This window comes from Escherichia sp. WS1368, from assembly GCF_046487485.1.
GTDB lineage: Bacteria > Pseudomonadota > Gammaproteobacteria > Enterobacterales > Enterobacteriaceae > Escherichia > Escherichia coli.
In genome coordinates, this window is sequence record NZ_JBJQJI010000015.1 from 14,542 (window position 1) to 37,380 (window position 22,839).

Sequence of the window (22,839 nt, forward strand, 5' to 3'; positions counted from 1 at the left end):
ACCTTTATTTCCTGATAGGCAGGTAAACCGAGAACTCGGTATGACCTGGCCAACTGGTAAATTCAATTTTGCCTGAATGCTGATCAATCAAATTACGGGCGATGGATAAGCCAAGCCCGGTGCCACCTTCGCGGCCGCTGACCATCGGGTAAAACAGTGTATCCTGCAAATGAGGCGGAATACCTGGCCCGTTATCTTCCACATCAATTCGCGCCGCCAGCCGATAACGCTCGCCGTGTAAGGTCAGTTGGAAAGCTGTGCGGGTACGCAGAATGATTTCACCACCCTCTGGCCCCAGCGCCTGTAGCGCATTGCGCACAATATTCAGGAGCACTTGCTCAATTTGATCCGGGTCGTGCGCCAGTTCCGGCAGGCTGGGGTCGTAATCACGAATCAACCGCACGTTGTCCGGCAGTTCCATCGACACCAGCGTCACCACGCGTTCAGCCACTTTATGAATACTTTCGGTAACGCGCGTACCGGGCAGTTGCGGTCCCAACAGACGGTCGACCAGATTTCGCAGCCGGTCCGCCTGTTCGATAATCACTTTGGTATATTCGAGTAGTGACGGGTCAGGTAATGCTTTGCTGAGCAGCTGCGCCGCGCCACGTAAACCGCCAAGCGGATTTTTAATCTCATGTGCCAGGCCGCGCACTAAATCACGGGCAGCAACCTGCTGGGCGTGCTGTAGCTGTTCCTGACTTAAGCGGCGCTGGTTATCCATCGGTGCCATCTCCAGCAGGATCATGCCGTCCGGCATACGCTGGGCCGTCACAGAAAGGATATGCGAACGCCCGTCGATGACCAGCGTCACTTCGTTATCAGTAAAACCTTGCCCCGCCTCCAGACTTTCTTGCATCAGCTCGATATTTAATGAGAAGTAGCTCAACAGTTCCGGTAACGGTGTACCAAACAATTTGCGGGAGCTTTGGGCGAGCAGTTGTTGCGCGGCGGGGTTGGCGTAATGGATCGCCAGGTTGTCATCGATTAACAAAATACTGTTAATCAGCGAGTTGAGGATCTGCCCAGCATCGGGCTGCGTGCCTGTTGCCATAAAGCAGTCTCCTGAACAGGTTGCACCATTTTAGTGCATTATAGCTTTTTACGGATAAAAAGCGCGAAGCATCAGAGAATTGACGGAGAAAAAAGCCCATGCAGAGATGGGCTGAAAGTTTCCACGGCAACTAAATCCCGGCGTTGTTGCGCCGGGTAGTACAACTTCAACTATTAGACGCTGTAGTACAGCTCAAACTCTACCGGATGCGGAGTCATACGCACGCGGTCATCTTCTTCGCGACGCAGAGCGATGTACGCATCGATCGCTTCATCAGTGAACACGCCACCGGCTTTCAGGAACTCGCGGTCCAGATCCAGTTCGTTCAGTGCTTCTTCCAGAGAACCAGCAACCTGTGGGATCTCTTTCGCTTCTTCCGGCGGCAGGTCATACAGGTTTTTGTCCATGGCTTCGCCCGGATGGATCTTGTTCTTGATACCATCAAGACCGGCCATCAGCAGGGCAGCAAAGCACAGGTACGGGTTAGCCGCCGGATCCGGGAAACGTACTTCGATACGACGTGCTTTCGGAGAAGAAACCACCGGAATACGGATAGACGCAGAACGGTTGCGTGCAGAGTAAGCCAGCATTACCGGTGCTTCGTAGCCCGGGACCAGACGCTTGTAAGAGTTGGTGGTCGGGTTTGCCAGGGCATTAATCGCTTTCGCGTGTTTGATTACGCCGCCAATATAGTACAGCGCCTGCTCAGACAGACCTGCGTATTTGTCGCCTGCGAACAGGTTGACGCCGTTTTTAGACAGCGACATGTGGCAGTGCATACCGGAGCCGTTATCACCGAACATCGGTTTTGGCATAAAGGTCGCGGTTTTACCGAAGCGGTGCGCTACGTTGTGCACAACATATTTGTAGATCTGAATTTCGTCAGCTTTTTTGGTCATGGTATTGAAGCGGGTAGCCACTTCGTTCTGACCAGCAGTCGCTACTTCGTGGTGATGGGCTTCAACCACCAGACCCATCTGTTCCATCACCAGACACATTTCAGAACGAATATCCTGAGCAGAGTCTACCGGCGGAACCGGGAAGTAACCGCCTTTCACTGCCGGACGGTGACCTTTGTTACCACCTTCATATTGGGTGGAGGAGTTCCATGCGCCTTCGATATCGTCGATAGCAACGTGGGAACCGGAGATAGAAGATCCGAAACGGATGTCATCGAACAGGAAGAATTCAGGTTCTGGCCCGAACAGTACGGTGTCGGCAATGCCAGTGGAACGCAGGTAATCTTCAGCGCGCTTCGCGATGGAGCGCGGGTCACGGTCATAGCCTTGCAGGGTACCAGGTTCAAGGATGTCGCAACGGATAATCAGGGTAGAATCGGCGAAGAACGGATCAATCACTGCGGTGGATGCGTCTGGCATCAGCACCATGTCGGATTCGTTAATGCCTTTCCAGCCGCCAATCGAGGAGCCGTCAAACATTTTGCCTTCTTCGAAGAATTCAGCATTCACCTGATGAGCAGGGATAGTGACGTGCTGTTCTTTACCTTTGGTATCGGTGAAGCGCAAATCAACAAACTTCACTTCGTGCTCGTTCAGCATCGTCAGTACGTGTTCAGCGGACATACTTTAACTCTCCTGGATTGGTCATGGTCGTCGTGGTAACGAAATCTGCAATTATTTTGGCCGTGTCGCCGTAAAAAAGATAAAGCGAAATCTGTGCCAACTTTTAAATTGCCCCTAAAAGGCGTTATCATGCGCACCATCGTGCAAAAGGGCTGCACCACGATGTGAATGTTGCACCAATATAGTGCTTCAATGGAAACATTAAGCACCATATTGGTGCAATGACCTTTGGATAACCCTTTTTATGCTCCGTGAAAGCGATCACAAAGGGACTCTGCAATACTTGTTTGCGGAGGATGTTTGTGATCCTGTTTTGTAGTGCGATTAATCCGTGTACAATAACGCGCTATTTCTAATGCCTGAGGCAAAGTTGTGATCGAAAAATTGCGTAATATCGCCATCATCGCGCACGTAGACCATGGTAAAACCACCCTGGTAGACAAGCTGCTCCAACAATCCGGTACGTTCGACTCTCGTGCCGAAACCCAAGAGCGCGTGATGGACTCCAACGATTTGGAGAAAGAGCGTGGGATTACCATCCTCGCGAAAAACACCGCTATCAAATGGAATGATTACCGTATCAACATCGTTGATACCCCGGGGCACGCCGACTTCGGTGGTGAAGTTGAACGTGTAATGTCCATGGTAGACTCAGTGCTGCTGGTGGTTGACGCATTTGACGGCCCGATGCCGCAAACGCGCTTCGTAACCAAAAAAGCGTTTGCTTACGGCCTGAAGCCGATTGTTGTTATCAACAAAGTTGACCGCCCTGGCGCGCGTCCTGATTGGGTTGTGGATCAGGTATTCGATCTGTTCGTTAACCTCGACGCGACCGACGAGCAGCTGGACTTCCCGATCGTTTACGCTTCTGCGCTGAACGGTATCGCGGGTCTGGACCACGAAGATATGGCGGAAGACATGACCCCGCTGTATCAGGCGATTGTTGACCACGTTCCTGCGCCGGACGTTGACCTTGACGGTCCGTTCCAGATGCAGATTTCTCAGCTCGATTACAACAGCTATGTTGGCGTTATCGGCATTGGCCGCATCAAGCGCGGTAAAGTGAAGCCGAACCAGCAGGTCACTATCATCGATAGCGAAGGCAAAACCCGTAACGCGAAAGTCGGTAAAGTGCTGGGCCACCTCGGTCTGGAACGTATTGAAACCGATCTGGCGGAAGCTGGCGATATCGTTGCGATCACGGGCCTGGGCGAACTGAACATTTCTGACACCGTTTGCGACACGCAAAACGTTGAAGCGCTGCCGGCACTCTCCGTTGATGAGCCGACCGTTTCTATGTTCTTCTGCGTTAACACCTCGCCGTTCTGCGGTAAAGAAGGTAAGTTCGTAACGTCTCGTCAGATCCTGGATCGTCTGAACAAAGAACTGGTACACAACGTTGCGCTGCGCGTAGAAGAAACCGAAGACGCCGATGCGTTCCGCGTTTCTGGTCGTGGCGAACTGCACCTGTCTGTTCTTATCGAAAACATGCGTCGTGAAGGTTTCGAACTGGCGGTATCCCGTCCGAAAGTAATCTTCCGTGAAATCGACGGTCGTAAACAAGAGCCGTATGAAAACGTGACGCTGGACGTTGAAGAACAGCATCAGGGTTCTGTGATGCAGGCGCTGGGCGAACGTAAAGGCGACCTGAAAAACATGAATCCAGACGGTAAAGGCCGCGTACGTCTCGACTACGTGATCCCAAGCCGTGGTCTGATTGGCTTCCGTTCTGAGTTCATGACCATGACTTCCGGTACGGGTCTGCTGTACTCCACCTTCAGCCACTACGACGACGTACGTCCGGGTGAAGTGGGTCAGCGTCAGAACGGCGTACTGATCTCTAACGGTCAGGGTAAAGCGGTAGCGTTCGCGTTGTTCGGTCTGCAGGATCGCGGTAAGCTGTTCCTCGGTCACGGTGCAGAAGTTTACGAAGGTCAGATTATCGGTATTCATAGCCGCTCTAACGACCTGACTGTAAACTGCCTGACCGGTAAGAAACTGACCAACATGCGTGCTTCCGGTACTGACGAAGCCGTTGTTCTGGTTCCGCCTATCCGCATGACTCTGGAACAAGCTCTGGAGTTTATCGATGATGACGAACTGGTAGAAGTGACTCCGACCTCTATCCGTATTCGTAAACGTCACCTGACGGAAAACGATCGTCGCCGCGCCAACCGCGCACCGAAAGACGATTAATTTCGCTTTTCAGTCATAAAAAACCTGCCATCGCTGGCAGGTTTTTTTTTACCTGTCGTGAGCGCACACCAATGCGAGTATCTCCCTTATAAGTCTGTGATTACGTCAATAGAGAGCTTTGTCACAATTATCTGCAAAGTCATACACCGTTAATTGCTTTCTTTTTTGGCGTAAGCGTAAGATGCTTCATCTGGTTTAAACCAAAAGGATTAAACAATGGCGGAGAATCAATCCACCGTAGAAAATGCAAAAGAGAAACTGGATCGGTGGTTGAAAGATGGCATCACCACGCCGGGTGGAAAACTCCCTTCAGAAAGAGAGCTGGGAGAACTGCTGGGCATTAAACGTATGACGCTGCGCCAGGCGTTGTTGAACCTCGAGGCAGAATCCAAAATCTTCCGTAAGGATCGTAAGGGGTGGTTCGTGACCCAGCCGCGATTTAATTACAGTCCGGAGCTGTCAGCGAGCTTTCAGCGGGCCGCAATTGAGCAAGGACGAGAGCCTTCCTGGGGGTTTACCGAGAAAAAACGTACCAGCGATATTCCCGAGACGCTCGCGCCACTGATTGCAGTGACACCATCAACTGAACTCTATCGCATCACCGGCTGGGGGGCGCTGGAAGGACATAAAGTTTTCTATCACGAAACATATATTAATCCTGAAGTTGCTCCGGGTTTTATTGAACAACTTGAAAACCACTCATTTTCTGCAGTCTGGGAAAAGTGCTACCAAAAAGAGACGGTAGTAAAAAAATTGATTTTCAAACCCGTCAGAATGCCGGGCGATATCAGCAAGTATCTTGGCGGTTCTGCGGGTATGCCAGCGATCTTAATTGAAAAGCATCGCGCCGACCAGCAAGGCAATATTGTCCAGATAGATATTGAATATTGGCGATTTGAGGCCGTAGACCTCATCATTAATCTGTAGGTGTTTTATGGTGACAATAAATAACGCAAGAAAGATTCTACAACGTGTCGACACTCTTCCTCTTTATTTACATGCTTATGCCTTTCATTTAAATATGCGGCTGGAAAGAGTGTTGCCTGCTGATTTACTTGATATCGCAAGTGAAAATAATCTACGTGGCGTCAAAATCCATGTTCTGGATGGCGAGCGTTTTTCTCTTGGTAATATGGACGATAAAGAACTCTCTGCCTTTGGGGATAAAGCCCGCCGTCTGAACCTTGATATTCATATTGAAACCAGCGCTTCAGATAAGGCATCTATTGACGAAGCCGTCGCCATTGCGTTGAAAACTGGGGCATCGTCCGTACGTTTTTATCCACGTTATGAAGGTAATTTGCGCGACGTATTATCGATCATCGCTAACGACATTGCCTATGTACGGGAAACGTATCAGGACAGCGGCCTGACTTTTACGATCGAACAGCATGAAGATTTAAAAAGCCATGAGCTGGTGTCGCTGGTCAAAGAAAGTGAGATGGAATCTCTTTCCTTACTGTTTGATTTTGCGAACATGATCAATGCAAATGAGCATCCCATCGACGCTTTAAAAACGATGGCACCGCATATTACCCAGGTCCATATCAAAGATGCCTTGATCGTTAAAGAAGAGGGTGGCCTGGGTCATAAAGCCTGTATTTCAGGTCAGGGTGATATGCCGTTCAAAGCGTTATTAACGCACCTTATCTGCCTGGGTGATGATGAGCCGCAGGTGACGGCATATGGCCTGGAAGAAGAGGTTGATTACTATGCGCCGGCGTTCCGCTTTGAAGACGAAGATGATAATCCGTGGATCCCTTATCGCCAGATGAGTGAAACACCCCTACCAGAAAATCATTTACTGGATGCGCGGTTACGTAAAGAAAAAGAAGATGCAATTAATCAGATAAATCATGTGCGTAACGTACTACAACAAATCAAACAAGAGGCAAACCATCTTCTGAACCACTAATAAGTTTTAACTCATACGCAGTTAATAAAACCATTCCATATGAATGGTCGGTATCTTATTGCCTTTAAAACAGTGATTTTAAAAATCGCTTAGGGGATGTTATGCTCACGAAAAAGAAATGGGCGTTATTTAGTCTATTAACATTGTGTGGCGGTACAATTTATAAATTACCGTCGCTGAAAGATGCGTTTTATATCCCGATGCAGGAATATTTCCATTTGACCAATGGTCAAATTGGTAATGCTATGTCGGTAAACTCATTTGTCACGACAGTGGGCTTTTTTCTGTCTATTTATTTTGCCGATAAACTACCGCGCAGATACACCATGTCATTCTCACTCATTGCGACAGGATTACTGGGTGTTTATTTGACGACAATGCCGGGGTATTGGGGCATCCTCTTTGTCTGGGCGCTATTTGGCGTTACTTGCGACATGATGAACTGGCCGGTCTTGCTCAAGTCGGTAAGTCGATTGGGCAATAGCGAACAACAAGGTCGGTTGTTTGGCTTCTTCGAAACAGGGCGTGGCATTGTCGATACCGTGGTGGCATTTTCTGCGTTGGCAGTATTTACCTGGTTTGGCAGTGGCTTATTGGGTTTTAAAGCAGGCATCTGGTTCTATTCCCTTATTGTGATTGCCGTAGGCATTATCATTTTCTTTGTTCTGAATGACAAAGAAGAGGCACCGTCCGTTGAGGTGAAAAAAGAAGACGGAGCATCGAAAAACACCAGTATGACCTCGGTGCTGAAAGACAAAACTATCTGGCTTATCGCTTTCAACGTCTTCTTCGTTTACGCGGTTTACTGTGGCCTGACATTCTTCATTCCATTCCTGAAAAACATCTATCTATTGCCCGTTGCGCTGGTGGGGGCTTACGGCATCATTAACCAATACTGTCTGAAAATGATTGGTGGACCGATTGGTGGCATGATTTCAGATAAGATCCTGAAATCGCCGAGTAAATATCTATGCTACACCTTTATCATCAGTACCGCTGCGCTCGTACTGTTGATTATGCTGCCGCACGAAAGTATGCCGGTATATTTAGGGATGGCATGTACGCTGGGCTTTGGCGCGATAGTCTTTACACAGCGAGCCGTATTTTTTGCACCTATCGGCGAAGCAAAAATTGCTGAAAATAAAACAGGCGCGGCGATGGCGTTGGGTAGCTTTATTGGTTACGCCCCGGCGATGTTCTGCTTCAGTCTGTATGGCTACATTCTGGATTTAAATCCGGGGATTATTGGCTACAAAATCGTGTTTGGCATTATGGCCTGCTTCGCATTCTGTGGTGCGGTGGTTTCCGTAATGCTGGTTAAGCGTATTAGCCAACGTAAGAAAGAGATGCTGGCGGCTGAAGCTTAATTAATGGCCGGATGTGGCTTAATCCGGCCAACGGAAACCGTATCAACCGTAGGCCGGATAAGGCGTTTTCGCCGCATCCGGCAGTTTTACATCAGAAGAAATACTTCGTCCCGATACGAATCTGGTTTTGCTCGCGGTGGTACGGTTCGACATTACGATCTAACCAGCGTAATTCGAAATAAGGGAGCCAGTGTTCATTAATGCGATAACGGAAGGTGTTAGTGATTTCCCAGTGATGATCTTTTCCATTGCTGCTATTAAAGTCATTTACTCGCATGAAGTAATGTGGTTCAAATGTATAGGAGAATTTCTCGGTGATTTTAAAATTCCAGTAGGTGCCAACTTCATAGGTGTCGTTATTATCCAATTCGCCGTTCAAATCTGTAGAGCTGTAATTATTATGGTTATAGCGATTACGCACCGTCAGGTTAAACCACGGAGTAAATTTGTAGTTAACATCCAGATAAACGGCACCACCCGAACCGATACTCTTGTCATTAATTAAGCCACCGGGCTGGATGGTTAATTTATCGGTTGGTTTAAATAAAGGATACCAACCTTCAATTTCATTATAGCCATGTTTGAGTTCATCTTCTCGCTGAAAGGTGTAGGTATTGGTTAACATAATACCCGCGCCCATATCGAAGTTATAACCCACGCGTAGCATAACTTCGCCCTGATCGGAGGCGAGATTATATGCCTCCCTGTTTTCGACGTATGCGCCAGCAAATACCGAGGCAGAGGTCAGAGAGGATAATAGAATTATTGCATTAATCTTTTTCATAATAAGTCCATTTTTAAACGTAGGGAGGCCGCCACCCACCAGGATGGAAATAGCGGCTATTGACATTTATAACGTTACGGAAGCTGTTTTTTCTTCTGTCGCCATCTCTTTATTTTTGCGTTGGTTGATTTCCTCAATAATCAATGCAAACCGTTTTTCATTGAGTGTGTAAAAGAATCCCATCGTTAATGCAGCAATAATTGCCAGCGCACAAGGCCAGATAAAAATGAGCTGACGCAAACCCTGTAATGTCGCATCACTTTGCGCGATGTTGGGAACATAACCGATTTGCGTCAGCATAATGCCTGGCAAGAAGCCAGCAAGTGCGGCAGAAATTTTACGAAAGAAGGTATAACCGGTATAAACAGAACCTTCGGCACGAATACCGGTTTTCCATTCACCGTAATCTACGGTATCTGGCACCAGTGCCCAGTTCAGGCTGTTTACAAAGGCCGTGCCAAAAAAGGCGACACAAGAGAACATGACGAAAGTGAAAGAGTTACTTCCCCAGAAATAATTCAGGATATCACCAACCGCCCATAGCACCATGCCAGCTAAATAAACCTGTTTTTTACCAAAACATTTTACAGTTAATGGCACCAGTAATACGCCGACGAGGATACATCCCATACTGAAAAATCCCATCCACGACAATAAATTAATATCATTCAGCACATACTGGGTGTAATAGACCTGAATCGCCAGTTTGATATTAAATGCCGCCAGGGTACACAGGTTAGCAATGCACAAAACCAGTAATGGCGGATTACGAAATATCGCGCAAAAAGATTTGAGAATACTGGCTTTATGTCCGCTTGGCGTCGTGTCCACATAATGCTCTTTGACGCCTCTGTAGCACAGCATCATAAAAATAAAGCCACCAATGGAGAACATCAGTGCCGCGCAGGCATAACCGACGGTGGAGTCAGAAAAAAGCGACTGCAACGGAATAAACGCCACGGTACAAATCAATAGCCCTATGGTTGCACCACCCTGGCGGTAAGCTGCGAGCTGCGCGCGCTCATTGGGGTTTTTGGTAATTGCCGGGATCATCGCACCATACGAGCAGTTCATCAGACTGTATGAAAGTCCAAACATCATAAACAGTGCTGTGGCAATCGTCGTTTTAACCGGCAAACTAAAGGTGGTGGCGATAAACTGGAGCGTTGCAATTAACGCCGCCGGAACCGCTGCATATAAAATAAAGGGACGAAATTTGCCTTTAGGCCCAATATTTTTCCGCGAGTCGAGTAAAAATCCGGTGAGCATATCGGTAAACGCGGTAAAAAACTTCGCTACCAGAAAGATAATCCCGCCATAGTAAGCAGGCATCCCTAATTCATCGGTATAAAATTTGAGGAGATACAGAGTGCCGATGCTAAGCATTAAATTCGAACCGACGTCGCCCATGCCATAGGCGATTTTTTCCCGCAGATTCAGTTTTAATGTCAGTGGATTATGGTCAGACATAATCACTCCTTATAACGCCCCGCAGGGCGTTGTTTATTATTTATTCCGTGCGTTTACGGGCTTCTATTTCTTCAACAATGCGGACGTACATTTTCTCGTTCAGACTGTAGAAACAACCCATCGCAACAATGGTGACTACCGCCAGTGCGCTTGGGTAGATGAAGATCAGCTGGCGTAAACCTTCGATGGTATGGTCAGCCTGGGCGACGTTTGGCACATAGCCGATTTGCGTCAGCATCCAGCCTGGGAAGAAACCTGCCAGCGCCTGAGATACTTTGCGAAAGAAGGTGAAGCCGGTGTAGACCGTACCTTCCGAACGCACACCGGTGCGCCACTCGCCGTACTCGACGGTGTCGGAAACCAGCGCCCAGTTCAGGCTGTTAACAAACGCCGAGCCGAAGAATGCCAGGCAGGAGAACGCCACAAAGCTGACCGAGCCGCCGCCGAAGAAATAGTTGAGCAGATCGCCCAGCACCCAAATCAGCAGGCCGCCGATATAGACCTTCTTCTTACCAAAACGTCTGACTGCGCCAGGCATCAGGAACACGCCGATGAAAATACAGCCCATGCTGAAAAATCCCATATACGACAACAGGATGGGATCGTTAAGTACGTACTGGGTGTAATAGACCTGGATGGCGAGCTTGACGTTAAACGCCCCTAAAGTGCAGAGGTTGGCAATGCACAGAATGAACAGCGGGCGGTTACCGGCAATTGCGCGGAAAGATTGCAACAGGCCTGGCTTTTGCGCCGGATTGGTAGGTTGGGTTTCGACATAACGCTCTTTCACGCCCGAGTAGCAGATCCACATAAACAGCAGGCCGAACAGTGAAAACAGCGTGGCAGCGAAGATATAGCCAATTTGCTGATTACCTTCGATAAGATTCATAACCGGCACGAATCCCACCGTACACAGCAGTAAGCCCAATGTAGCGCCACCCTGACGCCATGCTGCCAGCGATGCGCGTTCGTTGGGGTTTTTGGTAATAGCGGGGACCATTGCGCCGTAGGAGCAGTTCATCATGCTGAAAAACAGCCCGTAGAGCATAAACAGAATAGTGGCCATCACCGTTTTACCGGTGACATCAAACGGTGTGCCGACAAAGTTGGCGATCGCCAGCAGAGTGACCGGGAATGATGCATACAGAATAAAAGGGCGGAATTTGCCTTTTGGACCGATCTTGCGCCGGGAATCGAGCATGATGCCGGTACCCATATCGGTAAAGGCGGTAAAGAATTTCGAGATCAAAAAGATAATGCCGCCATAGGTGCCGGGCAGCCCCAGAACGTCGGTATAAAACTTCAAAAGATAAAGCGTGCCGATATCCAGCAGGATGTTAGAGGCCAGATCGCCGATACCGTAAGAGAGTTTCTCTTTAAAGGGCAGACGTAAAGTAGCCGGATCTTCCGTTGTGATGTGACTCATCGTTGTTCTCCCTTTGCCCGTGAGTTTCCCCACGGGCGGACGTGATTAGATGCTTTTTAACGACGCGAACAGTGCCGCCCATTCGCTATCGGCGCGATAAAAGACCGGCGGTTTACCGATGGGCGCATTAACGGTCACTTCCCCGCCCCGGAACGCTTCACCTGTCCAGGCGTGGACCCAGTTATCCTCCGGAAGATAGAGCGTCCAGTCGCTACGGCCTTGTTCATGCACCGGAGCGACCAGAATGTCGCGGCCTAACAGGTACTGATATTTCAGGGTGTAGGTCTGCGCATCGTCTTCGTAATGCAGGAACAGCGGGCGCATAACCGGCAGGCCGGACTTCGCATTCAGCGCGACGGCCTCTTTCAGGTAAGGTTTCAGGGTGGTGAAGACGGTGGTCATACGGGCAAAATGGGCAATAGTTTCCGCGTCGCCGTCAAACTGCCAGTTGTCGCCCGGGCGGTTGCCTTCGTGGGTGCGCATCATCGGCGTGAAGGCGCTGAAATCACACCAGCGCAGCAGCAGCTCTTTGCTACGCTTCATCTCAAACAGGGTGGTATAACCGCCAATGTCACTGTGATGCAAACCATGTCCGGTCATTGCCAGCGACAGCGCTGCCGGGACGACCGACGCCAGGCCATCGTCGAGACTCCAGTCGACGTTCTGGTCGCCCGCCCACATCATAGTGGAGTATTTCTGGCTATCGGTAGAACCGGCGCGCATAAAGAAAAGGATCTCGCCAAGCTTGCCCGTTTCTTCAAGGGCTTCGTAGTTACATTTCGCCCACAGTGCGGGCCAGGCGTTATGCATAATTTCCGCGCTGACGCCGTTATGCAGGTAAGTGTCGGTGGGCAGATACTCGCCGAAGTCAGCCATCCAGCCGCCGCAGCCGAGTTCAATCATGTTCTTTTTGATCACTTCCTTGAACCAGGCGTAGGCTTCCGGATTAGTGAGATCGACAACGCCGCCGTAAAACTCGCCAAACTCCACCAGATAGTCACCGCCAGAGGCATCTTTTGCCAGATAGCCGTGTTGTGCCGCTTCTTCGCAGAGATCTTTATCGCTGGCGACATATGGGTTGATATAGGCCAGGAACTGAACGCCCTCTTTGTTCCACTGCTTAATACGTGAGTCCAGTTGCGGATAGTTTTCGCTGTTCCACTTCCAGTTCCACATTACGCGTTTGCCAAAAGAGGTCATACGGATCCCGGACCAGTCCTGCGCCCAGATACCGTTAACCTTCACACCCGCGTTACGCATGGTGTCCAGTTTCTTCTGACACACTTCCGTCCCACCCTGAATGCCGAGCGTTACCCCGTCATAAATCCAGTCGGGCAGTTCTGGCTGGCGTCCCAGCAGGGCAGTTAATTTTTCCAGCAGGGAGATGTATGTGTCAGCACATTCAAAACGTAGCGTAGCTTTGTCTTCCCACAGCGCCAGTTCATGGTATTCCGGGGCGCTAAAGTCGAAGTTCATGTAGCAACTGTTATCAACATGGCAGTAATACTTCTGCGTGCTGACAAACGTAGGCTGTGGGAAGAAAGTCCAGTAATAGTCGCCGCCCGCATTTTCTTTGCAGTCGGCCTGCCAGGTGACATAGGTTTGTTTGTTGCGACCAACGCCTTGTTCACTGGTCCATAGCGGGAACGGTTTGCCGCGCAGATCGAAGTAGGAAAACTGTTCGCCGCAGCCGTAGATATGGTCCTCTGGTTGAGCGGCAAGGCGCAGCCAGATGCGGTTGTGGTTAAGGTTGTCGTTTTGTAGTTCCAGCAATAAACGGCCCTGATCGTCAGCAGAGATACGCAGCGTGGCGCTAATGTCAGAACCACGGCTGAAATGGATTAACCAACCATCCGGTGACTGGCTGACGATGGCGTCGGTAAGCGCAATTTTCTCCTGTAGTTTATCTTTAATGCTGAAATTGCCGCGGAACATATCGATATCCGCAATACCTGAACCAATCCATAAACAAGGATTATCTTTGCTATGGGTTAAAATAAGACGCTGTTGAAAATGTAGGGTAAAACTGTCGTTATTCTGATGAAACTGAAAATCTGGTAATTGTGGGCGTGGCGTATCCATAAATAATCTCCATAGAGTATAAAGCTAATATTTCATGCCATCCTGTTGTTACAGGTTTCATTAATTAAAGAATGTGTGCGGGTATAAATTAAAACCCGCATAAGTGATTATTTACTTTCTTCAGCCCGGCGGATTGCCGCCACTTTTTTACCAAATGCCAGTTGCAGTATAACTAACAAGGTAAACGGAGGCAGAAGTGCGGCAGCGGCGGGAATTCCCAGTGCGCCTTTTATCAACATAGAACCGGAGGCAATCAGCAACAAAAAGACCATCACACGGAACACTTTGACTGAAATGCGTTTATGCACATATTGTCCAACCAGTGAACCGAGGATCATGGTGGGAATACAAAACAGCACCAGTTTAAAGATAGAAACAGTCAAAATTCCGCTGGTCGCCAGCCCGCCGATCACCGCGATGTTGTTTGCGGTGAAGAAAGCGTTCAGAGTGCCACGAAATGCCGCCGGGCCTAAGTTACGCAGCATACCGTAGATAACCATCGGCGGTCCGTTGGTTGAGAACGCCGCGCCTAATGCGCCAGCTACTGCGCCGATAGGTGCGGCGATCCAGTTACGGTCATAAATCGGCAGGCGAGGAATAAACATGCTGTAAAACGAGTAAAGGATAAGGAATCCGCCTAAGCCCACTTTCATAAAATGGTCGGGTAAATACGACAGCGCATATAAACCGACGGGTATTCCCAGAAACGAGAAAATAATCAGTACCATTGCCGATCGCCAATCCGTTTCTTTACGTGACAGCCAGGTGGCGTACAAGGCGGTCGCGGTGCCGACAATCACCGAGAGCGGAGTTGCCATTTTTACGGGGAGCATTAACGTGACGAGCGGCATAGTGGTTAAACCACCGCCAAATCCCGCGCATATCCCCACAAAGGTATAAAGAAACATTAACGCGATAACGATACATACCACGCTTGTTTCCACCATGGCCCCATCCGGCGAAAATAACGTAAAAAAGTCCATAATATTTCCTGTTGTGTAAATACAACCCTAAACAATGATCTCGTTCTTTTCTTAATAAAATTAATTGTGCTGCCCGTGAATATTAAAAAACAGGCGGTGCGTTTTTCCTGGTTCCAGTAATAATAAGTCGATACCTGAATTAAAGGCGTTAGGCGGGCAACTCATAGGTTCAACTGCCAGTCCCTGACGCTGTAATTTTTCACCGCTATAAACCTGCACCCAGGGTTGATCGGAACAGAGGCTCACCGAAAGCGCCTGTTGTGGATGGGTAATGGTTATTTCCCACAGATCATTAGCGGTTTTAAAGGTATGGTCTATTTTTGTCGCGGCTATTTTTGTCGCCCGCGTGAAATTTAAATTCAGCTCATCAACGTGGTGAAGCGTTGTCGGATTTGCGTGCTCATCGACGGCATAAACCTGTTCTGCCGGAAGCTGGAAAAGATAGTCATCAACAGATGTTAAGTTGCAGGTTAAATAAGGATGAATACCCACACCATAAGGTGCGGTCACAGTACCAATATTCTGGCTTGCGATCTCAACGGAAAGGCCCGTGCGAGCGTTGAGCGAATAAACAACCTGCGAAGCCAGCATAAACGGATAGCCGTAACTGGGCGGCAGAAAAGCTGTCAGGGTAACGCTGGTGGCGGTTAATTCGCTAATTTGCCAGTCACGCCAGGCAAGCAGCCCGTGAATAGCGGCTTTTGAACTATGTTCATTAATGGGTAACTGATAGTCCTGCCCCTGATAGCGGTAACAGCCGTTGGCGATCCGGTTCGGCCACGGAATAAGCACTTTACCCAGATGCGCCAGCGGCATCTCTTCGGGTTTGTGCGGGATGACTAAATGACAACCCTGAAAGGTTAATTCAGCCAGACCAGCACCAACCGTCACGATAGTCGCGTGATAATCCCCCGCGGCAAGTGAAACGGTTTGTCCACTGCAATGCATGTTGGTGATTTGCATACGAGGCACCTTTATTGAATAACGACATACCCGGCATGTAGCCTGATATGCCGTTATTTCAGCTCAGTTATTTCGCGTTAATGTCCAGCAGGCCTGCGGCAACAGCCGGTGCCAGACCAGGGGCTAACGGGATACGCGGGATCACCAGGCAATGCAGCAGGTGATAAATATCCTGTTTGCCGTCCCAGACTTTCGTGGTGACTTTATTGTCCGCATCCAGCTCCTGCCACCAGGAACCATTTTCATAGTCCATCAGGTACTTAATGCAGTAGTCCCACCATGTCTGATACCAGGTTTCATACTGGCGATCGCCGGTGACGGTGTAGAGCGCGTAAGCCGTACCCATCGCTTCGACGATAGGCCAACGCACACGTTCGCGAACCACCGGTTTGCCTTCCCAGTCAACGGTATAAACAATCCCGTCCGCGCCATCGGGTGCCCAGGCATCGCGCACGGTGGCGTTAAATAGACCTTTGGCATCTTCTAGCAGCCAGGCAGGCGGCTGTTCACAACGGGCTTCCAGGGCCGCGTGGATGTGCAGCATTAAACGGCCCCATTCGATCCAGTGGCCCGGCGTGCCACCGAATGCGCGGAAGCGGTGCGCCGGGTTATCTTTGTTGTAATCCGGCAGCGGATTCCACTGGGTATCGAAGTGCTCGTTAACGCGATAATGATTATTTCTGGCGACGTCGTGGATAATCACGGAAGCCACGCGAATCGCGCGATCCAGCCATTTTTTGTCATGGGTGACGTCATAGACAATCAGGAAGGCTTCCACCGCGTGCATGTTGGCATTGCCGCCGCGGTACTCTTCGGTTTTGCTGAAGGCTTCGTCCCAGGACTCCAGGCACATCTGCTCTTCTTCGCTCCAGAAGTATTTCTCAATAATTTCAATGGCGTAATCGAGAAGTTTACGGGCTTCCGGGTGACCGGTAGTGACGGCGCTGGCAGCACCCAGCAGAGCAAAGAAGTGTTGATAGCCCTGTTTGGAGGCATCCACCACGCCCTCGTCATTCACGCAGGCATACCAACCGCCATATTTTTTATCGCGCAGTGCGCCGTTCATGGCTTTGATACCGTGATCAACCAACGAGTAAGCGCCAGGTCGACCCATCGCCGCAGCAACGGAATAAACGTGCAACATACGAGCGGTGATCCACAGATGGGTGCCCATCTCTTCTTTGATTTGCCCTTTATTGCCTAACCAGCCAAATCCGGTCGGTACTACGGAATTTTTACCAAAATCAAAGATGCGGTCGGTTTCCTGTTCCAGCCAACGGTTGTGACTTAAGGTGTTAAACCATTTCATTTTTGTATCCCCATCTTAACGGCGTTTAGCCATCATTTCGTCGACGATATCGCCAAGTTGTTGTAATTTAGGTGCGCAAACGTCACGCAGCATCAGCTCGTTGTCTGGTAAACCGACAACCGATGCCCAGACGGCACGACCAGCCAGGAAGCCCGATGCACCCGCTGTCATTGCCACGCGTACGGCACGCGGGAACAGTTTTTCGTCGACACCGGATGAGAGGATCACCCACGGCATATTGATATGGTCATTCAGACGTTGTGAAGCACTGAGAAGCTCTTGTTGCGGACCTTTGCCATAAAGCGGCATTTCAACTTTGTAGAGGTCAGCGCCACTGTCGCCCAGTTCTTTGGCGGCATCGATGATCGCTTGTTCGCGATCGAATTTATCGCCACGACGTGGTGGGCGGACGACTGGCTCAATAATGCTTACCAGGCCGTGTGAGTGGCACAGTTCGTTAAACTCTTTCACCATATCCAGACGTTGCTGCGCATCTTCATCACTACGCCACAGCACCAGCAGTTTTAAGGCTTTGCCACCGTCTTGTTTGATTTGTAGCGGATTGATTCTGCGGTCAATGACCACGCTATCTACCGGAATACCGTTGCCAGGAATGAACTCATCGGCGGCGACAATCATGGCGCAACTTTTGGCAATCGCGTTTTGCTCAACCACCTGGCGGTAACAGAATTGCTGATCCACCAGAATCGCCGAGGCATAAGGCGAGAGGGCCTTTGCAGCGTTAACTTTGAAATCAGTTAAAACGCTATCGGCTACTGGAGCGGGTGCCCCAGCCGCGGCAAACATCATGCGCATGGCTTCGCGTTGATCGACCGCCAGCATGGCAAAACCGCCCGATGCGCGTGTAATGTCGTTGATGGTGTACTTATTCATTCATTTATTCCTTTATCCAGTCGTTACATTTTTACTTTGGCAGTCATCCCGGCACTGACACGGACCTGTTCCAGAATGGCGGACCAGTCCTGGCGACCGCGACCCGCTGCGCGCGCCTGGCTATAAACCTCCCGTGAGGCGGCCCCCAGCGGCATTGGCACATGCAGCTGGTTGGCGACATCAAGGGCGATACCAAGATCCTTATGGGCAAGATCGATCATGAAGGCGGGAGAAAGATCCCCGCTGAGGACTTTGTTTGGCCAGGAAGTGGTGAAGTGGCCTTTACCGGCGGCGGTGCCGCTCATCACCTTGACGGCAACATCGAAGGGAAGATTCAGGGCTTCGCACAAAACAGCGGCTTCTGCCGAAAGCGCATTGAGCGCGATGCTCATGTAGTTGTTGATGAGCTTAACGCGGATCCCCATGCCCGGACCGCCCGCGTTGATCAACTCACTGCCCATCGCCATCAGGATCGGTGTGGCGCGTTCAACTTGTTCAGCGGTGCCGCCAGCCAGCAGTAACAGAGTACCGGTAATGGCATTTGCAGAAGTACGGCCTACCGGAACATCCATCATGCTGAAGCCTTTGGCTTGCATATCGGCAATCAATTTATCGGTTTGCAGCGGGTGGATGGTCGACATATCGATGACCAGCGCATCGGTAGATAAGCTTTCGCAAACGCCGTTTTCACCGAACAACACGCTGCGCACCAGATCGCCATTCGGCAACATGGTAATGATAAATTCGGCATCTTTAGCGGCCTGCGCCGGGTTGGCGGCGGGAGTCGCACCTTTGTCTACCAGATGCCGCACAGCTTCGGCGTTCACATCAAAGACGCGAAGTTGATGCCCTTGCTGCAATAAATTGCTCGCCATTGGCGAACCCATTTGTCCTAAACCGATAAACGCGATTGCTGCCATAACCCTCTCCTGAATACAGTGATGTCACTTTTTGTCATTTATGACATGCTTTGCTTGTCTGTTTTTGATCGTATTTGTAATTTATCGTCAAAAAATTGACAGCCGTCACTTTTTAAACAATTGGTGAAATTAAAATGAACGCATCCCAAAATGCTTAAGGAATGACCATGATTCGTGTTGCTTGTGTAGGTATTACCGTGATGGATCGTATTTATTACGTGGAAGGATTACCGACGGAGAGCGGTAAATACGTGGCGAGAAATTATACGGAAGTTGGTGGCGGGCCAGCGGCGACGGCAGCGGTTGCGGCGGCAAGGCTGGGGGCGCAGGTCGATTTTATTGGTCGCGTCGGTGATGACGACACGGGCAACAGCCTGCTGGCAGAGCTGGAATCCTGGGGCGTTAACACCCGTTACACCAAACGGTATAACCAGGCGAAATCTTCGCAATCCGCCATCATGGTGGATGCCAAAGGCGAGCGGATAATCATTAACTACCCCAGCCCGGATCTGCTGCCTGACGCAGAGTGGTTGGAGGAAATTGATTTCTCTCAGTGGGATGTTGTGCTGGCAGATGTACGCTGGCACGACGGTGCTAAAAAAGCCTTCACTCTGGCCCGGCAGGCGGGCGTGATGACCGTTCTGGACGGGGACATTACGCCGCAGGATATCAGCGAGCTGGTGGCATTAAGCGATCACGCGGCCTTTTCAGAACCGGGTCTGGCGCGCTTAACGGGCGTGAAAGAGATGGCCAGTGCGCTAAAACAGGCACAAACGCTCACAAATGGTCATGTCTATGTGACCCAGGGGAGTGCCGGCTGCGACTGGCTGGAAAATGGCGGGCGTCAACATCAACCGGCTTTCAAAGTTGATGTGGTAGATACCACCGGTGCGGGTGATGTTTTTCACGGTGCGCTGGCGGTGGCATTGGCAACCGGTGGGAATTTAGCGGAGTCAGTTCGCTTCGCCAGCGGTGTGGCGGCGTTAAAATGCACGCGTCCCGGTGGACGAGCCGGGATCCCTGACTGTGATCAAACCCGATCTTTTTTGTCACTTTTTGTATAAAATGCCCGGGTGATGGTTTTTCGAGGAATTTTCATGAGCCTTACCGAACTAACCGGTAACCCGCGGCACGACCAACTCCTCATGCTGATCGCCGAGCGTGGGTATATGAATATTGATGAGCTGGCAAATCTGCTGGATGTCTCCACGCAGACGGTCCGCCGGGATATTCGTAAATTAAGCGAGCAAGGACTGATTACGCGCCATCACGGTGGCGCGGGTCGGGCTTCCAGCGTCGTTAATACGGCGTTCGAGCAGCGTGAGGTTTCGCAAACCGAGGAAAAAAAAGCGATTGCCGAAGCGGTGGCAGACTATATTCCTGATGGATCGACAATATTTATCACCATCGGTACGACTGTTGAACATGTTGCCCGGGCGTTACTTAACCACAATCATTTGCGGATAATCACCAACAGCCTGCGTGTGGCGCATATTCTTTACCACAACCCGCGCTTTGAAGTGATGGTGCCCGGCGGTACGTTGCGCTCTCATAATAGCGGGATCATTGGCCCTTCAGCGGCGTCCTTTGTGGCTGATTTTCGTGCTGATTATCTGGTAACAAGCGTTGGGGCGATTGAGAGCGATGGCGCGTTGATGGAGTTTGATGTTAACGAAGCTAACGTGGTGAAAACGATGATGGCGCACGCGAGAAATATCCTGCTGGTCGCCGATCACACTAAGTATCATGCTTCGGCGGCGGTTGAAATTGGTAACGTGGCACAGGTTACCGCGCTCTTTACCGACGAGCTGCCGCCCGCTGCGCTAAAATCACGCTTACAAGACAGCCAAATTGAAATCATCCTTCCCCAGGAAGACGCGTAGAATTTTGTGACCGTTGACCTTGCTTCATACCTGACCACATAGCCAAACCCATCCTTTCCCGCTACAGTTAATTTCTTGTGGCGCGAAAGGAGGCAAAAATGCTCTATATCTTTGATTTAGGTAATGTGATTGTCGATATCGACTTTAACCGTGTGCTGGGAGCCTGGAGCGATTTAACGCGTGTTCCACTGGCTACGCTTAAGAAGAGTTTCCACATGGGCGAGGCGTTTCATCAGCATGAGCGTGGGGAAATTAGCGACGAAGCGTTCGCAGAGGCGCTGTGTCATGAGATGGCCCTGCCGCTAAGCTATGAGCAGTTCTCCCACGGCTGGCAGGCGGTGTTTGTTGCGCTGCGCCCGGAAGTGATCGCCATCATGCATAAACTGCGTGAGCAGGGGCATCGCGTGGTGGTGCTTTCCAATACTAACCGCCTGCATACTACCTTCTGGCCGGAGGAATACCCGGAAATCCGTGATGCTGCTGACCATATCTATCTGTCGCAAGATCTGGGGATGCGCAAACCTGAAGCACGAATTTATCAGCATGTTTTGCAGGCGGAAGGTTTTTCACCCAGCGATACGGTCTTTTTCGACGATAACGCCGATAATATAGAAGGAGCGAATCAGCTAGGCATTACCAGTATTCTGGTGAAAGATAAAACCACCATCCCGGACTATTTCGCGAAGGTGTTATGCTAAAAACCATTCAGGACAAAGCCAGGCACCGTACCCGTCCACTATGGGCCTGGCTAAAACTACTCTGGCAACGCATTGATGAGGACAACATGACAACCCTGGCAGGTAACCTTGCCTATGTTTCGTTGCTCTCATTAGTGCCGCTTGTTGCCGTTGTTTTTGCGCTTTTCGCCGCTTTTCCCATGTTTTCCGACGTCAGCATGCAGTTGCGTCACTTTATTTTTGCCAACTTTCTGCCTGCTACTGGCGATGTTATTCAGCGGTATATCGAACAATTTGTTGCCAATTCCAACAAGATGACCGCCGTTGGGGCGTGCGGGCTGATCGTCACCGCGTTATTGTTGATGTACTCCATCGATAGCGCGTTGAATACCATCTGGCGCAGTAAACGAGCGCGACCAAAAATTTACTCGTTTGCCGTGTACTGGATGATTTTAACGCTGGGGCCGCTGCTGGCAGGGGCCAGTCTGGCGATCAGTTCCTATTTGCTCTCCCTGCGCTGGGCGAGCGATCTCAATACTGTCATCGACAACGTGCTGCGTATTTTTCCGCTGCTGTTGTCGTGGATCTCCTTCTGGTTGCTGTACAGCATTGTTCCTACTATCCGCGTACCTAATCGCGACGCGATTGTCGGCGCGTTTGTCGCCGCACTCCTGTTCGAAGCAGGAAAGAAAGGTTTCGCGCTTTATATCACCATGTTCCCCTCATATCAGCTCATTTACGGTGTGCTGGCGGTGATCCCCATTCTCTTTGTTTGGGTCTACTGGACATGGTGTATCGTCTTGCTTGGTGCGGAAATTACTGTCACTCTCGGGGAATACCGCAAACTAAAACAAGCAGCTGAACAAGAAGAAGACGACGAACCATGATTGCATTAATTCAACGCGTAACCCGTGCCAGCGTCACCGTGGAGGGAGAAGTGACGGGCGAAATTGGCGCGGGACTTTTGGTGTTATTGGGTGTCGAAAAGGATGACGACGAACAGAAAGCAAACCGTCTGTGCGAGCGTGTGCTCGGCTATCGCATCTTTAGCGATGCCGAAGGCAAGATGAACCTCAACGTGCAACAGGCGGGCGGCAGTGTACTGGTGGTTTCCCAGTTTACCCTCGCCGCAGATACCGAACGGGGGATGCGTCCAAGTTTCTCCAAAGGTGCATCACCGGATCGCGCAGAGGCGTTATATGACTATTTCGTCGAACGCTGCCGTCAGCAAGAGATGAACACGCAAACAGGACGCTTCGCTGCCGATATGCAGGTATCGCTGGTCAATGATGGCCCCGTGACATTCTGGTTGCAGGTATGAGCCAGCTTCCAG

At 50.3% G+C, this 22,839-nt stretch carries 20 protein-coding genes; 9 read left to right on the plus strand and 11 right to left on the minus strand.

Annotated elements, in window-relative coordinates:
• Nucleotides 1–4: 4 nt before the first annotated feature.
• The gene (gene glnL / locus ACJHYD_RS19850) at nucleotides 5–1,054 is read right to left on the minus strand and encodes a nitrogen regulation protein NR(II) (protein ID WP_000190577.1); all 1,050 of its coding nucleotides are present in this window, start codon (nucleotides 1,052–1,054) and stop codon (nucleotides 5–7) included.
• Nucleotides 1,055–1,227: 173 nt separating this feature from the next.
• Nucleotides 1,228–2,637, minus strand: coding sequence for a glutamate--ammonia ligase (glnA, locus tag ACJHYD_RS19855; RefSeq protein WP_001271717.1), 1,410 nt, complete (start codon nucleotides 2,635–2,637; stop codon nucleotides 1,228–1,230).
• Between the two features lie 372 nt (nucleotides 2,638–3,009).
• Between glnA and typA the strand changes: the two genes are divergently transcribed.
• The 4 genes from typA to ACJHYD_RS19875 all read left to right on the plus strand — a co-directional run bounded on the left by typA (nucleotide 3,010) and on the right by ACJHYD_RS19875 (nucleotide 8,115).
• Nucleotides 3,010–4,833 (plus strand): ribosome-dependent GTPase TypA, encoded by a 1,824-nt coding sequence (gene typA, locus ACJHYD_RS19860; protein WP_000570668.1) that lies wholly within the window; start codon nucleotides 3,010–3,012, stop codon nucleotides 4,831–4,833.
• A 216-nt stretch (nucleotides 4,834–5,049) separates the two neighbouring features.
• Nucleotides 5,050–5,760 carry a GntR family transcriptional regulator gene (locus ACJHYD_RS19865; protein WP_001550345.1) on the plus strand — a complete coding sequence of 237 codons (711 nt, stop codon included), beginning with the start codon at nucleotides 5,050–5,052 and terminating at the stop codon, nucleotides 5,758–5,760.
• 7 nt (nucleotides 5,761–5,767) lie between these two features.
• Nucleotides 5,768–6,748, plus strand: a complete 981-nt coding sequence (locus ACJHYD_RS19870; RefSeq protein WP_000256393.1) for a sugar phosphate isomerase/epimerase family protein — start codon at nucleotides 5,768–5,770, stop codon at nucleotides 6,746–6,748.
• A gap of 101 nt (nucleotides 6,749–6,849) precedes the next feature.
• Entirely contained in the window at nucleotides 6,850–8,115 is a 1,266-nt protein-coding gene (locus tag ACJHYD_RS19875) for an MFS transporter (RefSeq protein ID WP_000956312.1), read from the plus strand.
• Between the two features lie 91 nt (nucleotides 8,116–8,206).
• Here the strand turns inward: ACJHYD_RS19875 and ompL are convergent, their stop codons facing one another.
• From ompL to yihU, 9 genes are all read right to left on the minus strand, one after another.
• The gene (ompL, locus tag ACJHYD_RS19880) at nucleotides 8,207–8,899 is read right to left on the minus strand and encodes a porin OmpL (protein ID WP_001309878.1); all 693 of its coding nucleotides are present in this window, start codon (nucleotides 8,897–8,899) and stop codon (nucleotides 8,207–8,209) included.
• Nucleotides 8,900–8,965: 66 nt separating this feature from the next.
• Nucleotides 8,966–10,369, minus strand: a complete 1,404-nt coding sequence (locus tag ACJHYD_RS19885; protein WP_001550347.1) for an MFS transporter — start codon at nucleotides 10,367–10,369, stop codon at nucleotides 8,966–8,968.
• Nucleotides 10,370–10,409: 40 nt separating this feature from the next.
• On the minus strand, nucleotides 10,410–11,795 hold the full coding sequence (locus ACJHYD_RS19890) for an MFS transporter (protein ID WP_000018378.1): 1,386 nt from the start codon (nucleotides 11,793–11,795) through the stop codon (nucleotides 10,410–10,412).
• 45 nt (nucleotides 11,796–11,840) lie between these two features.
• Entirely contained in the window at nucleotides 11,841–13,877 is a 2,037-nt protein-coding gene (yihQ, locus tag ACJHYD_RS19895; RefSeq protein WP_001550348.1) for a sulfoquinovosidase, read from the minus strand.
• A gap of 107 nt (nucleotides 13,878–13,984) precedes the next feature.
• Entirely contained in the window at nucleotides 13,985–14,860 is an 876-nt protein-coding gene (locus ACJHYD_RS19900) for a sulfite exporter TauE/SafE family protein (protein ID WP_000345433.1), read from the minus strand.
• Between the two features lie 60 nt (nucleotides 14,861–14,920).
• Nucleotides 14,921–15,823 carry an aldose-1-epimerase gene (locus tag ACJHYD_RS19905; RefSeq protein WP_001167543.1) on the minus strand — a complete coding sequence of 301 codons (903 nt, stop codon included), beginning with the start codon at nucleotides 15,821–15,823 and terminating at the stop codon, nucleotides 14,921–14,923.
• A 67-nt stretch (nucleotides 15,824–15,890) separates the two neighbouring features.
• On the minus strand, nucleotides 15,891–17,132 hold the full coding sequence (yihS, locus tag ACJHYD_RS19910; RefSeq protein WP_001550349.1) for a sulfoquinovose isomerase: 1,242 nt from the start codon (nucleotides 17,130–17,132) through the stop codon (nucleotides 15,891–15,893).
• Between the two features lie 15 nt (nucleotides 17,133–17,147).
• Nucleotides 17,148–18,026: a sulfofructosephosphate aldolase gene (gene yihT / locus ACJHYD_RS19915; protein WP_001550350.1), complete on the minus strand. Its 879-nt coding sequence runs from the start codon at nucleotides 18,024–18,026 to the stop codon at nucleotides 17,148–17,150.
• 23 nt (nucleotides 18,027–18,049) lie between these two features.
• Nucleotides 18,050–18,946, minus strand: a complete 897-nt coding sequence (gene yihU / locus ACJHYD_RS19920) for a sulfolactaldehyde 3-reductase (protein ID WP_000718901.1) — start codon at nucleotides 18,944–18,946, stop codon at nucleotides 18,050–18,052.
• A gap of 167 nt (nucleotides 18,947–19,113) precedes the next feature.
• Here yihU and yihV point away from each other — a divergent pair, with 167 nt between their 5' ends.
• The 5 genes from yihV (at nucleotide 19,114) to dtd (ending at nucleotide 22,827) form a co-directional block, all read left to right on the plus strand.
• On the plus strand, nucleotides 19,114–20,010 hold the full coding sequence (gene yihV, locus ACJHYD_RS19925) for a sulfofructose kinase (RefSeq protein WP_001521800.1): 897 nt from the start codon (nucleotides 19,114–19,116) through the stop codon (nucleotides 20,008–20,010).
• A 33-nt stretch (nucleotides 20,011–20,043) separates the two neighbouring features.
• The gene (locus ACJHYD_RS19930; RefSeq protein ID WP_000059678.1) at nucleotides 20,044–20,829 is read left to right on the plus strand and encodes a DeoR/GlpR family DNA-binding transcription regulator; all 786 of its coding nucleotides are present in this window, start codon (nucleotides 20,044–20,046) and stop codon (nucleotides 20,827–20,829) included.
• Between the two features lie 98 nt (nucleotides 20,830–20,927).
• Nucleotides 20,928–21,527 (plus strand): glucose-1-phosphatase, encoded by a 600-nt coding sequence (gene yihX, locus ACJHYD_RS19935; RefSeq protein WP_001315111.1) that lies wholly within the window; start codon nucleotides 20,928–20,930, stop codon nucleotides 21,525–21,527.
• Entirely contained in the window at nucleotides 21,521–22,393 is an 873-nt protein-coding gene (locus ACJHYD_RS19940) for a virulence factor BrkB family protein (protein ID WP_001550351.1), read from the plus strand. Before yihX ends, ACJHYD_RS19940 begins: the two co-directional genes overlap by 7 nt.
• A complete protein-coding gene (gene dtd / locus ACJHYD_RS19945) occupies nucleotides 22,390–22,827 on the plus strand; it encodes a D-aminoacyl-tRNA deacylase (RefSeq protein WP_000560983.1) in 438 nt (145 codons plus the stop codon). Before ACJHYD_RS19940 ends, dtd begins: the two co-directional genes overlap by 4 nt.
• Nucleotides 22,828–22,839: the final 12 nt, after the last annotated feature.